This is a genomic window from Microcoleus sp. Pol14D4 (genome assembly GCF_036701245.1).
In the GTDB taxonomy this organism is placed as follows: Bacteria; Cyanobacteriota; Cyanobacteriia; order Cyanobacteriales; family Microcoleaceae; genus Microcoleus.
Map to the genome: position 1 here is coordinate 1 of NZ_JAUBQM010000028.1, position 14,501 is coordinate 14,501.

At 43.9% G+C, this 14,501-nt stretch carries 13 protein-coding genes and 1 pseudogene; 5 read left to right on the plus strand and 9 right to left on the minus strand.

The window, feature by feature from the left end; genetic code table 11:
* Positions 1 to 189: 189 nt before the first annotated feature.
* Complete coding sequence (locus tag QUA33_RS12560) at positions 190 to 897, minus strand: ABC transporter ATP-binding protein (protein ID WP_333100273.1); 708 nt, start codon at positions 895 to 897, stop codon at positions 190 to 192.
* A 316-nt stretch (positions 898 to 1,213) separates the two neighbouring features.
* Here QUA33_RS12560 and QUA33_RS12565 point away from each other — a divergent pair, with 316 nt between their 5' ends.
* Positions 1,214 to 2,044: a PEP-CTERM sorting domain-containing protein gene (locus tag QUA33_RS12565; protein WP_333148870.1), complete on the plus strand. Its 831-nt coding sequence runs from the start codon at positions 1,214 to 1,216 to the stop codon at positions 2,042 to 2,044.
* A 236-nt stretch (positions 2,045 to 2,280) separates the two neighbouring features.
* Here QUA33_RS12565 and QUA33_RS12570 read toward each other — a convergent pair whose 3' ends face one another.
* From QUA33_RS12570 to QUA33_RS12590, 5 genes are all read right to left on the minus strand, one after another.
* Positions 2,281 to 3,060, minus strand: coding sequence for an ABC transporter ATP-binding protein (locus QUA33_RS12570; protein WP_333148871.1), 780 nt, complete (start codon positions 3,058 to 3,060; stop codon positions 2,281 to 2,283).
* Between the two features lie 96 nt (positions 3,061 to 3,156).
* Complete coding sequence (locus QUA33_RS12575) at positions 3,157 to 3,720, minus strand: hypothetical protein (protein WP_333148872.1); 564 nt, start codon at positions 3,718 to 3,720, stop codon at positions 3,157 to 3,159.
* Between the two features lie 17 nt (positions 3,721 to 3,737).
* Positions 3,738 to 4,511, minus strand: coding sequence for a hypothetical protein (locus QUA33_RS12580; protein WP_333148873.1), 774 nt, complete (start codon positions 4,509 to 4,511; stop codon positions 3,738 to 3,740).
* A gap of 231 nt (positions 4,512 to 4,742) precedes the next feature.
* Complete coding sequence (locus tag QUA33_RS12585; protein ID WP_333148874.1) at positions 4,743 to 5,558, minus strand: class I SAM-dependent methyltransferase; 816 nt, start codon at positions 5,556 to 5,558, stop codon at positions 4,743 to 4,745.
* A gap of 148 nt (positions 5,559 to 5,706) precedes the next feature.
* The gene (locus QUA33_RS12590; protein ID WP_333148875.1) at positions 5,707 to 7,272 is read right to left on the minus strand and encodes an ABC transporter permease subunit; all 1,566 of its coding nucleotides are present in this window, start codon (positions 7,270 to 7,272) and stop codon (positions 5,707 to 5,709) included.
* Positions 7,273 to 7,538: 266 nt separating this feature from the next.
* Between QUA33_RS12590 and QUA33_RS12595 the strand changes: the two genes are divergently transcribed.
* The 4 genes from QUA33_RS12595 (at position 7,539) to QUA33_RS12610 (ending at position 11,037) form a co-directional block, all read left to right on the plus strand.
* Entirely contained in the window at positions 7,539 to 8,111 is a 573-nt protein-coding gene (locus QUA33_RS12595; RefSeq protein ID WP_333148876.1) for a Uma2 family endonuclease, read from the plus strand.
* A gap of 287 nt (positions 8,112 to 8,398) precedes the next feature.
* Complete coding sequence (locus QUA33_RS12600) at positions 8,399 to 8,623, plus strand: hypothetical protein (RefSeq protein ID WP_333148877.1); 225 nt, start codon at positions 8,399 to 8,401, stop codon at positions 8,621 to 8,623.
* A 42-nt stretch (positions 8,624 to 8,665) separates the two neighbouring features.
* A complete protein-coding gene (locus tag QUA33_RS12605) occupies positions 8,666 to 8,869 on the plus strand; it encodes a hypothetical protein (RefSeq protein ID WP_333148878.1) in 204 nt (67 codons plus the stop codon).
* Between the two features lie 437 nt (positions 8,870 to 9,306).
* Positions 9,307 to 11,037, plus strand: coding sequence for a glycosyltransferase family 39 protein (locus tag QUA33_RS12610; RefSeq protein ID WP_333148879.1), 1,731 nt, complete (start codon positions 9,307 to 9,309; stop codon positions 11,035 to 11,037).
* Between the two features lie 334 nt (positions 11,038 to 11,371).
* Here the strand turns inward: QUA33_RS12610 and QUA33_RS12615 are convergent.
* The 3 genes and pseudogenes from QUA33_RS12615 to QUA33_RS12625 form a co-directional block, all read right to left on the minus strand.
* Positions 11,372 to 11,542, minus strand: a pseudogene (locus QUA33_RS12615) (IS701 family transposase); the annotation flags it as partial.
* Positions 11,543 to 11,656: 114 nt separating this feature from the next.
* Positions 11,657 to 12,733, minus strand: coding sequence for a branched-chain amino acid ABC transporter permease (locus QUA33_RS12620; protein WP_333148880.1), 1,077 nt, complete (start codon positions 12,731 to 12,733; stop codon positions 11,657 to 11,659).
* 127 nt (positions 12,734 to 12,860) lie between these two features.
* Positions 12,861 to 14,222: a branched-chain amino acid ABC transporter substrate-binding protein gene (locus QUA33_RS12625; RefSeq protein ID WP_333148881.1), complete on the minus strand. Its 1,362-nt coding sequence runs from the start codon at positions 14,220 to 14,222 to the stop codon at positions 12,861 to 12,863.
* Between the last annotated feature and the right edge of the window lie 279 nt (positions 14,223 to 14,501).

The window sequence follows — 14,501 nt, forward strand, 5'->3', positions numbered from 1 at the left end:
CTGCCTATCTTTTTTTACCACAAGTTGGCTCAATCCTTACTAACTATGGGTTTGGGGCGGGTTGTCACCCCCCCAGGGACAGTTGACTGTTTGAACAATACCGATGCAACCGGAAACGATATTATTTGTTATTTGTTGGTTTTTGGTTGTTAGTTGTCAGTTTCAATAACCAATGCCCAATGCCTATATTTAACCTTCACCTAAATATGCTTTGCGAACAGTTTCATTTGACTGCAAATCGCTAGCAGTACCAGCGACTACAACCTGACCGGTTTGGATAACATAGCCGCGGTGGGCTACACTTAAAGCCATGCGGGCGTTTTGTTCCACCAGTAAAATAGTTGTTCCTTCAGCATTAATATCGCGGACGATACCAAAAATTTGACTGACTAACATCGGTGCCAATCCCATACTCGGCTCGTCCAATAATAACAAGCGGGGGCGCGACATCAAAGCCCGGGCGATCGCCAACATTTGCTGTTCGCCGCCGCTGAGAGTTCCCCCTTTTTGACTAATTCTTTCTCGCAAACGAGGAAATAAATTTAATGCTTTTTCCATATCCGACTTGATACCGAGAGTATCGTTGCGGAGATAAGCACCCATTTCTAGGTTTTCTTGCACCGTCATTCGCGGAAAAATCAACCGCCCTTCGGGACTTTGAGAAATCCCCAAACGGACGATCGCCTCTGTAGATAGTGCTTCTAAAGGCTTTCCCTCAAATAATATAGTGCCTTGGCGCGGCCGCAGCAGTCCTTGAATCGTGCGGAGAGTGGTCGTTTTCCCCGCCCCGTTGCTGCCGATTAATGTCACAACTTCTCCCTGCGAGACTGTTAGCGACACTCCTTTGAGAGCGTGGATATTTCCGTAGTAGGTGTGAATGTCTTTAATTTCCAACATAATTACTCTTTCTGCTTTGTGCTTTATTATATTATCCAGACTAATTATAAATTTTTATTGCATTTATTGAAAATTAACTTTTTTAGAGTAAGCAGTAATTTCACTTAGAGGAAGACTTAGCCTGAGCTCCCATAGCATCTATTTTTAGTGGTGGGGATACCAACTTTACAGAAAATTTAATCAAAAACAAAATTTCTTGACAGTAGCTTTACACAAATCTCTAAGTAAATAGGTAGTATTAATACGTAAGCAAAACCAACCGCTACAAGTTACGAATAACAGCACTTAAAATTTTTCAAATTTAAGGAAATCTACCATGAAATTCAATCACATTAGTGTATCGATCGCATTTTTATTAGCAACTCCTTTAGTAACCAGCTTGAGTGTAGGTATAGCGCCCAGCATTGCTGCCACAATAGCCGGTTCTGTGGCAGGAGTAACGATTGACAACTTCAGTCACACACCGACTGACACAGGTACTTCTACTAACACTAACGCTGAGACAATAGCTAACAGTGGTGCAGTCATTAGCCAAGCGATAGCTGAGGCAGTTTTTATATCTAACTGTCACGAATTACTGGCAGAAAATCTCTCGCAAAGTGAAGTCATAGGCAGCGGCAGCAACTATTCCGGTTTAGCCCAAAGTCAAGCAGCAGTTATCGGCGACTTCTTCATTGATGCCGAAGAAACTTTTTCATTCAATTTTCAGACATTTTTAGCTCTTTTAACATCAGTGGACAACCCTCAATCCGAACGCGCCAGGGCGAATGGCAGTATATCTTTCTGGGTGATTAACACTGTTACTAACATTTTGTTAGACTCTTTTCAATTTGCCAGCGGTTTAGACTCTTCTGGGGGAATTTATTTGAGTGGGTTCGCCAGCCAAAGCTTTAAGCCAACAAACATTAACTTTAATTTTATAGCTCAAGGAAGTACAGCAACAAGCCTCCTGTATACTTCTGGGGTGTATTCCCGGACATTCAACAGCGCTACTAACTTAACATTGGTAGAATTTAAAAACAATATCGCAGAAGCAGAAGCAGTTCCAGAACCGAGCACAGTATTAGCTACTGCAATATTTTTAGGATTGTTTGTCATGCAGAGAAAAAACAAGAAACAAATGCCGGAAGTCACATCAAAAGTTTAGGTAAACCCCCGAATATTAATCCGTAGGGTGTGCAAGGCGCACCTCCTATCGTTGCCGTTGAATTTCTAGTTATAAAATGCTGTCTTCCTAGGCAGGTTGATAAATATCATCGGTTTGCATGACAGATTTTTGGTAAACCCGCCCTAATTTTATTCGGTTAATTTGCCGTGAATTATATCCCTTATTCCGAGGATACACACTGCCCACCTCACTTATCTGTCGGCACACAATACCCATTATCCATGTCCATCTTCTTCTTTTCCCAAATATGCCTCAATCACGCGAGGATCGGCGCGAACTTCTGCCGGAGTTCCCTCAGCAATTTTAGTACCGTACTCCATCACACTCACGCGATCGCTAATTCCCATCACCACTTTCATATCGTGTTCGATCAGCAAAATACTCAAATCCAACTCATCGCGAATCCGGTAAATAAAGCGAGTTAAATCAGCCGTTTCGTTCGGGTTCATCCCTGCCGTCGGTTCGTCCAAAAGCAACACTTTCGGATCGGAAGCCAAGGCCCTGGCAATTTCCAATCTCCGCTGGTCGCCGTAGGAAAGATTTTTTGCCAACTCCGGCGCTTTAGAAGCACCTAAACCGACAAAATCAAGCATACTCAAAGCTTTTTTCTTAGCTCCCCGTTCCTCTAAAATCACAGCCGGAGTGCGGAGGATTGCGCCCAACAAACCTGTTTTTAATCGGCAGTGTCTACCTACTAAAACATTATCCAGCACAGTCATGTTGTTAAACAAGCGGATATTTTGAAAAGTTCTAGCAATGCCGAAAGTGGTCAGGCGATCGGGAGGCAAACCCGTGATATTCTTATTTTCGAGGAGCAACTGACCTGCACTCGGTTTGTAGATACCCGTAAGCATATTAAAAAATGTGGTTTTGCCCGCACCGTTGGGGCCGATTAAACTGGCTATCGCTCCTTTTTCCAAAGTTAAACTAACCTGGTTGACAGCAGTCAAACCGCCGAATTGCATTGTAAGTTGCTGTGCTTCTAATAATGACATTTTGGTTCTGTTTCCTGATATTAGTTAAGTTGTTAGAGAGTTGCCCCTTGAGTTTTAGGAAAAAAAAAGTGGAAAATTAAATGAGAGACAGTTCAGCTAAGTTTTAATATCTCTCCAGCGTCTAGCTTCAATGTGGTGCTGTTGTAGCAATCGGTTAAAGTCTTCGGTATCAGTTGTTGCAATGATTACGTCTATTCCTATTCTCTTAATAATGACGGCTTGAGCGGCTATGATTAAGTCTGCATCGTGGGCTACATAAGAATTATTGCGTGCAAAAGCCCATAGTTCAGCCGCTTCTTGCATTACGTTGCCTTCTTTAGAAGTAACTGGAAAATATACAACTCCTTGTTTTGTGATTAGTTCATCTAGCTTTTCAATAGCTTTACGAGCTTTTTCTTTCTCTTTTAGTCCTGATTTGCGATCGCTGATTCGTCGGATATGCTCGCGCCTTGCTTCATATTTCACGATTTCGGATATACCTACAGAAGATTTTTTTTCATCTATTAGCGTATCTAACCACTCACTGCATTCAATTGCTTCTCTAAGCGATTCCTTAACTTCGCTTTCAGGATTTTGAGCCAACCTAAATTTGCCTTGCTCAACATCAGGATGTATGAGTTTTCCCAGCACACCCGTATCTAAAAAAATTAACTTACTCATGAATTAGGTTGCAAGTTTTATGAGAGTTTTTCGAGCTCGTTAATATACTCTTCACGCCAGGAACGGAGAGTTTTAAGGAGTTCTTCTTTACCATCTGTTTTTACTGCATTGTTGGCTTTTTCATAGAGTGCTTTGTACGAAAATTTATCCAAAAAATCTTGGTTTTCGTGCCGATCTATTTCCCACAAAATTGCTTTGGCTGCTGTTCTGATGCCTATAGCTTGGCTGGTGATTTCATCTACTGGTCTTTTCTTAGCATAATCTTCAACTGTTTTATCGCTGATTACTGTGTGAGCTAAAGCTTTGGCTAATTCGCGACCTCTTTCTGTAAAGAAGCTTAGATAATTTTCTGCGATATCTAACAAATTAATTAGTCCTGTGTAAAACAATCTTAGTTGCTTTAATTCGTTGTCTTCAACAGATGCGGCAAGTGCATAAACTTTGACCGACATCATTGTTCTAGAAATCTTAGCCCAAACTTGCACATTTTCTATGCCATCAATAGCTTCCTTGGGAGCAAAGTCTTTGTACTTTGTCTTAAATGCTTCGACTCTAAGTTCAAGTTCTTCTAAGCTTTTAAATCTCTCCGCAGGATTGCTTCCTGATTCAATATGGAGATAAAGGTCGTAGATTGACAGCAGTTCTCTAATACCTTCCTCTGGTGCCAGAGCATCTTGAGATTGGAATGCTTTTTCTAAGGATTGTTGTATCGCTGCAAATTGTTCTCCAACTCCCTTAATTTCTTCGGTGTCATTGCTTTGGTCAATGATTTGTTTTGTTGCTAAAGTCATAGCTTTGAATAATTGGAGCGATTCTCGGGCCAAACTATACAGAGGATTGCTAATCCTGCTGCCGTGCCGGTCGAGCTTATTAATTCCTAGTTTAGCCTGCCTGAGAGCTGTTGGCAAATACTTTTGGAGGCATCTGGGTGCAGCAGTTACGATCGCCCGCGATATGCGGTATGCCAGCCACCAATTGTGTCAGTTTAGTCAAATCTCTTGACTGACGCACCCTAGTGAATTTTAGACGGGATTTTCTAGCGTACAAACAAAATAGAACTTAAAAAGATTAGATTCGAGGGAACGGCGAGGGCGATATTGTACGTGCAAATCTGCCGTCGAAAAGTTCTCAATAAGTTTGAGATTGAGTTCGTCAGCCAAAGTTGCGATATTGTCAAACCCAGTAATCCACGGTGTATACATACTTTCGTATTTATCTATGTAATCATTGATATCTTGGTAGCCCGTCGTCCTCAAAATTACCCGCTCTGACATATAATCAAAGGACAATCGAAAACTCTTCACATTGTCACGAATTTGTTCCAACGTCAATATTACATCTTTTTTGGCAAGCAAGGTTGTGTTGCCTTCCCACAAAAAATATGTCGGGCGCTCGAAATCCAATTCACTCTCTTTCAGTAAAGCTATTAAACCATCTTTGATGTAATCTCCGGGAATGTAGCGAACATTGGCGCTAATTTTGTTGGTTTTGAGAGTTTCTTCTTTTAATTGAAGAGTCGCGCGGTCGTCTATTTCAAAATAAGTGACTTTTTCGCCATTAATTCTAGCAGCGCGAGTATCCAAGCCAGAACCTAAAATAACTACTTGCTTGCAACCTCCTAAAATTTGATTTGACAAAACATCATCAAAATATTTAGTCCGCAACTTAACCATTTCTTTAGCGGCGGGAGAGTTTTGAGCTATTTTTGCAGCTATTTCTTTTGTTTCCTCATTGAGCCAAATTTTTACTACATTATCAGTGTAAAGAGGAATTGCCTCTTCGTTCTCTTCAGCTCTAAATTCCGCAACTATAAAAGCAGTACCAGTTACATTTTTCATGGCTAACCTCTCACGCTTACTAAGTAGTTGGTTACAAATAAACATTAGATGAGGAGGGGGGTTTTACACTCATAAAGTTCCTGGCATGGCAGGCTATATTTTTAGCTAAACCCACCTACAAAATACTATGTTTTTTGTCCTTACTTATTTATTGACTTCTCGCATCTGCTAAAGACTCATTGCTCGATTCAGCATCCGAATGCAGTTCAGCTTGGTGGAGCTTATCAGGAATCAGCCCCTCGGGCCGCACGATCATCATGACAACAAGAGTTAGGCCGAATAGAAATAAGCGCATTTGAATCGGGTCTAAACTGGTGGCCAGAAACTCTCGCAACTGGGGAATTGCAATCCTGGGGAGTACAAAAGTGTTTAGAAAACCCTTGAGGACTTGGGCTAATTGTGGCAGATAAAGCCGATCGGCAGACATGATAATGATAGCCCCCAAAATCACCCCCGTCATATTCCCCAAACCGCCTAAAATCACCATACACAAAATGATTACCGACACCGAGAAATCGAAAACGCTGGGAAAAATCGCGCTGATATAGGCGGCGTAAAACGCGCCTGCAAAGCCGGAAAACGTCGCTCCCATCGCAAAAGCCGAAAGTTTGGTTTTGACCAGGTTAATGCCCATCGCACTCGCCGCTAATTCATCTTCGCGCATGGCATTCCACGCCCTCCCCAAGCGGGAATCTCGCAGCCGCGAAATCATGAAGTAAGCAAAGACAACTAACAGTAAAATTAGGTAGTACCAGGGAAAGTAGTTGCCGGTGCTGAAAGTGCCGACGATGGGGAGAGATGGACGCCCGATCGGGTTTATTCCCGCTTCGCCGCCGGTGAGGTTAAAAGGTCGATCGCACCCAACCAGACACAGCACCAACTCGGGTTTACCCAAAACAGCCGCAACAATCTTCGAGACTGGTTCGTCGATCCGAATCGCGGTTAAATTCCTAAAGACAACCGGGATAATTTCGCCAAAACCGAGGGTAACGATCGCCAAATAATCGCCCTTGAGCCGCAGTGTGGGAATACCGAGGATTACACCCGCGATCGCAGCTACACCGGCCGCGATCGGCAGTACCACCCAAAAGTTCCAAGCAATATTTAACTGTCCAGAAGATAGTAAAGCCGTCGTGTAAGCGCCGATCGCAAAAAACGCCGCATATCCCAAATCCAACAAACCCGCAAAACCCACAGTAATATTCAAACCCAGCGCCAACATAATAAAGATTTGAATCTGTACTACAGTAGCAATCCAGCCGGTTTGAGCCTGAATGTCGATAAACGGAAACAGAATTAGAATAAAAGCTAATGTCACCAGAGTTGCCAGCCGCTGGCGTTCCCCCTGCAAACCCTGCAAAGCACCCATTAACGTAGCTGTCAAAATTGCGATCGTCAAACTGCAAATCCCGTACAGCAGCGTCGTCGGCAAAGCAACAGCAGGTTGACCAGACAAAGGTCTAATCAACACCCCTTCTACCACACTCGCAACTAACAGCCAAACTCCCAATCCCAAACCCGCTAAACTGCCGATCGCAGCACCCATTTTCGGGCTGTAAACCTTCTGATCCCGACAGCTCATAAATCCCGCAGCCGTACCCATCAGCCAGCCGATCACAGTGCCGCTCCAACCGCCGAATAACAAAACAGTCAAAGAGGCGATCGCCCCTAAAATACCGCTCGATTTGATCGCATTAATTATTTTTTTTGACATAGAAATAAATTATTAGCCATTAGTTATTAGTCAACAGTCAGTAGTTAGATGGAAGAATGTTAGGAATCGCAGTTTTATAGATGCGACTGACGCGGCCAGTGCCAATTTCTGCCTCAAGCAACTCGATCGACCGCTGGTTCGGGAAACTGCTGAGCGGGCTAGCTACAGTTTAGAGTCTTTTGAGAGCGATTGTTTCACCACAGCGATCGAAACTTCAAATATACTGGAACTGTTACCGCAACACACTTCAAACGGGCGATCGCTATATGGTACAAGCACCTCAAAAAACTATCACCCTCGACGAGTTTTTGCAACTCCCAGAAACCAAACCCGCTAGCGAATACATCAAAGGTGCGATTTTACAAAAACCTATGCCGCAAGGAAAACACAGCACAATTCAGGGAGAACTCATCACGAGGGTTAATGCAGCGGGCAAACCTCAGCGGATTGCTTGGGCATTTCCAGAACTTCGCTGCACCTTTGGCGGACGTTCTATTGTTCCCGATGTCGCGATTTTTGTTTGGAATCGCATTCCCCTAGACGCTGACGGCGAAATTGCCAATACATTTAACGCTCACCCAGACTGGACAATAGAAATATTGTCCCCAGCCCAAAGCCAAACCAAAGTCACAAACAATATCTTGCACTGTTTGAATGCCGGTTGTCAGATGGGTTGGTTGCTCGATCCAGATGAAAAAAACATTTTAGCCTATCCCGCAAGGCAGCAGCCTATTTCCTTGCAAGAACCAACAGATATACTTCCGCTGCCCAAATTTATGCCGGAAATGCAGTTGACTTTAGGCGAAGTTTTTGGCTGGCTCAAACCAGGGAATATTTAATTGGGCGTACAGTATTCCACTCAATTGAGAAGCGCTATCTTATACTTGGAAATAAAAATTCAATGTTGGCGATCGTCCCATTAAGTATTATTTCAGTAGTAGGAAGATGACGGCGAACGCTGACTATTTTTCATCCTTAACATATAGTTTAAGCTTTTGCTGCATGGGTAGTCGGCTTGCTCTCCTTACATAATTCTTCACCCTAGTATGCACAACAATCAACGAATTATCCATTTCACCGAGGTCTCGGCGACCGATTTCCCCACTTCCGACAACTACACGTACAAGTGCCGGGTGCAGATGCTCTCCGATGGGCGACAATCCTTGTTGCAAAAGGATTCCTTCAGTCGCAAGCAACCAAGCTAGTTATTGGCTCTGAAAACCAGGGAGACTGCACGATCGCGATTACCCCATGCTACGGGGAAGGAGACATCACTCAGCCTTGGCAAGATGCGGCAACGGTGACATTGGCGACGCAGGATTGCCTCAATGGTGAAAGCAGCGCCGAGTGAGAATTTCCGATCGCGAACTAGAATCTAGCACCTCAGTTGAAGGTGAAAACTCGCCTCACCCACAGTACCAGTGAAGGAAGTAGCAGCACACTGACGCTCTTGGGACATCAAAACGGAAATCGTCCCCTCCACGCGCCAGGAACTCAAAGCAACGGCAAAAGTCAATTCGAGATGTCCGAAATAGTTCCCCTCACACCACAAGAGAAAGTCATTTTAGCTATTTTATGCCAACTTTTATTAACATGACTTGACTGACATTCAAGACCTTCCATGTATTGTTATTTAATGTTCATTATTCGTTCCCTCTTTCACTCGCTCGCTCGGCTCTCATTTCAGCAACTCCGATTTTCTATAACTGCGATCGCTTGGGGAGAATCTTTCAGATACATGATAAAACTGTTGACTATTCCTATTCCTATTTCTATTTTGCACTTATAAATAGGAATTTTTAAGCAGAACTCGATATCAGACAATTAAAACAAGAATTACGCAGGAGAAAACCTGCAACCTTTTGGGGGAGCAGGCTGTGAAGACTCCCCCTCTTTGCTGGTTAGCGTACTCCACTTGACCAAGATATCTTCCAAGGTGTAAAGTTAGTTAGCTAGCGCTGCCCTTGTCTAAGTTCCACTAGCTTACTGCGTAGCTTTACAGGTCAGATGTTTTTTTATATCATCAGAGCCAACATGAAAATTCCAATTTATAGGAACACCACTTATCTCCTGATATCAATTCTTGTAGTTGCAGCTATTTGGCGATTTCTTCATATCGATCAGCCATTTATTGATAGCTTTAGTTGGCGTCAGTCAAGCACAGCCATGATGGCCGAAAATTTCTATCGCAAAAATTGGAATATCTTCTACCCTGAAGTTAGCTGGGATGGGCCAGGACCTAGCTATAATGGACGGGAATTTCAAACAGTTACTTATATTACAGCCCTTCTCTATACTTTATTGGGACAGCATGATTGGGTGGGACGCAGCGTCGTTGTCCTGTTTAGCTTGTGGGGAATATTTGCCTTCTATCAGTTAGTTTCTCGTATTTGGGATCGGGATCGCGCTCTTATGAGTGCCGCAATTCTCGCAATTTTTCCAGGCCATATATATGTGGATCGGTCTTTCCTTCCCGACCCGGCAATGGTGGCATTAGTTGTAACAAGTTTCTGGATGCTGATTGCTTACCTACAAACTGACCGCTGGTACTATTTATTGCTTGCCACCCTCTTTGCAACTTGGGGCTTTTTAACCAAACTACCAGGTTTAATCATTGGCATTCCGATGCTCTATACAATATTTGTTGTCCTGGGTAATCGAGGATTACTGCGCCCGAAAAAGCTGATAGTAATTGGAGTAGCTGCCATTTCCATCCTCCTGCCCGTAGCGGCCTATTATTTGTGGGCGAGGCATCTTGCTCTGACCTATCCACCTTACCACTTTGCTGGCAGCGGGAACTGGCTCTGGGATCATGGGTTACAGGAATGGTTACAAAAGAAATATTTTATCCCTGAACTTTATCATCTTATTTCTCGGAGGATTTGGACCTATCCCATCATGCTCCTTGTTGCTATTGGTTTATTCGTTCCCCCTCATTATAAAGTTCCTACCCAAGAATCAGAGCAGCAGCCAAGTAATGTAGCCACACGAGTACCAGGGATGTTTCATTGGTGGATACTTGCTTTTGCCATTTATTACTTCATTGGCGCTCAACAGCTCGTTACAAATTACTCTAATTTAAATATTGTTAACCCAGCCGCCGCCGCTCTAGCAGGAAATGGCGTGATAGCAATTGCTTCATTCGCCAAGCGAGCCGGAGGTTCATCTTCAGCATTAGCACTCATAACGGCAATACTACTAATCATTTCTGGAATTGGTTATAGACAGTTAAACCGATGGTGCTATTCTCCGGTGGCCAAAGATGGCTACGAACTAGGGATAGCTTTGCAGCAAATAACTCAACCAAGCGACCTTGTTGTTACTATAGCTAATCGTGGAGGTGGCGATCCCGTCGCTATTTATTATAGTCGCCGACGTGGCTGGGTTTTTCCTCCTGCTATTTATTGGGGTTCTCCTCCTTCGAGTCCTCAAGAGAGCATGAGAAAGAATAGTATTTATTGGAAATATCCCATAACCGATGATACTTTAATTGCCATCTTGGAAGATTTGATTACCCAGGGAGCAGATTGGATGGGAATTGTTAAATATGGCAATAAGCAAATTGCAAAAGATAACCCTAAATTGGTTGCATACATTCAAAAAACATTGGAACTCTATCAGGAAACACCCAACTGGGTCATTTATCGAATTCCTCCCAAAATTAAAACAACCAAGCGGTCAAACCAGGGTACTTTGGGGTCTTCTTTGTCGGAAGTAGATTATTGGAATGGCATGAGTGAGTGGGTTACTGGACAATCCATATAAGCTGTTTTGCATTTAAAGTGTGATACAAGCATTACCGCTGAGGGGGTGATAACTAGAGTCAAAACATTGATAGAATCAATGACATAGCCCTCATACCCCTCGGAAAAAATGGTAGTTTATTGCGCCTAATTCCGATTAATGAGCGTAATAATGTATTGACTTGCATTCCATGCCAACTCCCTGCCCCTCGCGGAGCCCAAGATTGACCATATAATCCAATTCAAAAACTACTATGGCGACGTATCGAGGACCCGTATTCAGCTAACTTACCCACATATTTTTGAATTCCCATTGCCTTGATTTTTTGACCTTGAATCCCAGCACAACTTTAAGCAACGGCGTTTGTCGCCCTCTGCGAGAGGTTTTTTCGCTCCCGAGCTCCCAATAATCCGCCTAAATAGTTCCTAAACTTCCGTTTTTGGGCTTGATGACCAAAGATATCGTCAAATCTTTGACACCATTTATCAAAGCAGGGGGGCATGGCGGCGGGGGTCGTCTCTTTCATTGCTCATTCTTTAAAACGTTATATGCTTGCTCTTCAAGCATTAGAACTTTTTAGCTCGTATTTTTTGTTTAAGTCCCGATAAGTATCTCTTGCCCTTCTTTAAACCCCCCAATTTCAAACCTTCTCCTGAACATTCTCGCCCAACAAACCCCCAGGCCGAAAAGCCAAAATCACCACCAAAACGCCAAACACCCAAGCATTAGTCCAGCGGCTCGACAAATACTGATCGCTCAAAGACGAAAGCAACCCAATCAAAACCCCTCCTAACATCGCCCCCACAATATTGCCAATACCCCCCAAAACCGCCGCCGTAAAAGCCCTCAAGCCCGCCGTAAACCCCATCGTAAAAACAATAGTATTGTTGTACAGACCAACCAGAATCCCAGCCGAACCCGCCAAAGCTCCCCCAATCAAAAAAGTCAGAGCAATAATCTGATCCACATTAATTCCCATAATTTTAGCAGCATCGCGGCTTTGAGCCGTTGCCCGCATCGCCTTTCCCAGACGAGTGTATTGCACAAACACATGAAGCAAAACCATCAATACCACCGCCACCACCAACACAATTAAATCTTTCGTAGTAAATACAATACTCGTTTGAATTCCCAAAGCTTTGAAAATATCAACTCGCGGTAACAAATCGGGAAAGCTTTTCGGAGCCGCAGAATTAGAACCCATTACGGGAATAAAAGCTTTCAATCCTCCCCAAAACAAGCCCATATTTTGGAAAATAAAAGAAACTCCAATCGCTGAAATTAAAGGAGCTAAACGAGGAGCATTTCGCAAAGGTCGATAAGCATACTTTTCCACAACAATATTCAACCCAGCACAAAACACCGAACATACAATTAAAGCGACTAACATCACCGGTATAGCAGTACCTAAAGATGCGCCATCTTGAATGCCAAAAGCCCCGAACACCGTTAGGGAAGCAAAAGCGCCCAACATATACAAATCGCCGTGAGCAAAATTGATTAACTCAATAATGCCATAAACCATTGTGTAACCCAAAGCAATAATTGCAATCAGCGCGCCGTTGACAAGGCCTACTAATAATTGTTGGATAAAAACTTCAGGATTGCTGACTATTTCTCCAACGATTTTTGGCAAATCAAATCCTGCGATCGGACCTAATAGCAAAATTATATAAACTACAGCTAGATATAAGAGAATACTTTTCCAGTTCTTCATATTTTTGAGTGATTGGGAATTGGGAATTAGGAATTGGGAGTTGGGAATTGGAAATTGGGAAATTAAAAAACTTGAATAATTTTTCTTCCTTCTTACCTCTTCTTTCTTCCCTCTTCCTTCTGATTAATTATTCTGTCTTGAGCGCATTCACGAACTCCCACTTGCCACCTTTAACAACATTTCCTGACATTGTAGTCAAGCTCGTGTCGCCATTGGTGTCAAAACTCCAAGTGCCGAGTACCCCGTTAAAATCTTTAGTTGCCAAGACAGCTTCGCGGATAGCAGCGCGGTCATTTTTGCAAACTTTATTAATTGCGCCGATCGCAACTTTAGCAGCTTCATAGGCGTAAGCTGCATAAGCTTCCGGTTCAGCATTATATTTTGCCTTGTAACTTTCGTACCACTTCGCGCCCGCACCAGTCAATTCTTGAGGAGGCAAGCCGCCAAAAGTAGCGTAAATTCCTTCGGCATCTTTGCCCGCCGCGTCAATTAAAGCTTGCTCTTTAATGCCGTCGGGCCCCATGAACTTAACTGCATCAGGCGCCATCCCGACATTTCTCATGTCTTTAATTATTTGTCCGGCATTGCTTTGAGTAGTGCCACCGAAGTAAATCAGGTCGGGATTTAAAGCTTTGATCTTATTCATTAACGCCTTGTAGTCGCTAGCTTTAATATCAATTCCCTCTCTTCCGAGGACTTGAATTCCCAACTTTTTAGAAGTTGCTTCAAAAACATCAGCGATGCCTTTGCCGTAGAGTTCTTGGTCGTCGAGAATGTAGACTTTTTGCACGCCTAAAGATTTCGCCCAGTTGGCAGCTACAGCCCCTTGAAGGTCGTCAGCGGGGACAACGCGGGTGAAATTGCGAGTGCCAGCGGGATAATAAACGTTAGGTTCTTTGGCTTCGCCTTTTCCTGGTTTAGTCAGTCCCGGATAAGTGTTGGCCGGGCTGATCATGACGATGTTAGCTTGGTTGAGCACGGGAATGGAAAGTTTGGCGGCACCGGAGTTATAGTGACCGATGACGGCAACTACCGAACCGTCAGCGACGGCTTTGTTGGAGTTAGAAGTTACTTGGGCCGGGTCCCATTTGCCGGCGGCGGCGGTGGCGTCATCGAAAACTTCGTATTGGATTTGGATTTTGCCGTCGCAAGCTTTCGAGTTGGTTTCGGCGAGGGCTTGTTGGATGCCGTTGACCATTGTTTGAGCTTGACCCAAGGCGCTGCCTGTCATCGGGAGCATGGAGACAATTTTGACAGTATTTGGGTCTCCGGGGCTGCTGACTGCGACGGGAGTGGCTGCGGGACTGGTTCCGGGGCTGCCTCCGGGAGTTGTGGCGGTGGGTGCTTGAGGATTTTGACAGCTAGCGCACAGAGAGGCTATTCCGGCGGCAAAAAGTAATTTCCGCAATCCTCCGACGCCGGGATTGTGTGTTGAGTAGGTTTTTGGGGGTGTGGCACTTTTGCCCCCTGATTTCTGGGAAAAGTTCATAGGTTGGTTTGTTTGTTGCTTGCGTCTTAGCATATTTTCACTCTGTAAGTCTGTAAGTCAAGAGTTAGCACAGATTTTCAAGTTTTACTTGAACTATTCAGACACACCACTGCAACAAGCTGTTTCTCTCGTTCCCGTGCTCTTCCTGGGAAGGCGTACCGAGCCAGCAAACGAGGCAGAGCCTCGCTCAATGGGTTTCCAGGATCTTCCGGGGAAGCAGTTAAAACCAATTAAAACCAGTTAAATCAGTTAAAAACTAAAAGGGAAAGGAAAATACAG

What these genes read in the sequence shown, in the direction of transcription:
- QUA33_RS12560 (WP_333100273.1), bottom strand. Translation starts at nt 897, where the DNA reads ATGTTGGAAATTAAAGACATTCACACCTACTACGGAAATATCCACGCT.
- QUA33_RS12565 (WP_333148870.1), top strand. Translation starts at nt 1,214, where the DNA reads ATGAAATTCAATCACATTAGTGTATCGATCGCATTTTTATTAGCAACT.
- QUA33_RS12570 (WP_333148871.1), bottom strand. Translation starts at nt 3,060, where the DNA reads ATGTCATTATTAGAAGCACAGCAACTTACAATGCAATTCGGCGGTTTG.
- QUA33_RS12575 (WP_333148872.1), bottom strand. Translation starts at nt 3,720, where the DNA reads ATGAGTAAGTTAATTTTTTTAGATACGGGTGTGCTGGGAAAACTCATA.
- QUA33_RS12580 (WP_333148873.1), bottom strand. Translation starts at nt 4,511, where the DNA reads ATGACTTTAGCAACAAAACAAATCATTGACCAAAGCAATGACACCGAA.
- QUA33_RS12585 (WP_333148874.1), bottom strand. Translation starts at nt 5,558, where the DNA reads ATGAAAAATGTAACTGGTACTGCTTTTATAGTTGCGGAATTTAGAGCT.
- QUA33_RS12590 (WP_333148875.1), bottom strand. Translation starts at nt 7,272, where the DNA reads ATGTCAAAAAAAATAATTAATGCGATCAAATCGAGCGGTATTTTAGGG.
- QUA33_RS12595 (WP_333148876.1), top strand. Translation starts at nt 7,539, where the DNA reads ATGGTACAAGCACCTCAAAAAACTATCACCCTCGACGAGTTTTTGCAA.
- QUA33_RS12610 (WP_333148879.1), top strand. Translation starts at nt 9,307, where the DNA reads ATGAAAATTCCAATTTATAGGAACACCACTTATCTCCTGATATCAATT.
- QUA33_RS12620 (WP_333148880.1), bottom strand. Translation starts at nt 12,733, where the DNA reads ATGAAGAACTGGAAAAGTATTCTCTTATATCTAGCTGTAGTTTATATA.
- QUA33_RS12625 (WP_333148881.1), bottom strand. Translation starts at nt 14,222, where the DNA reads ATGAACTTTTCCCAGAAATCAGGGGGCAAAAGTGCCACACCCCCAAAA.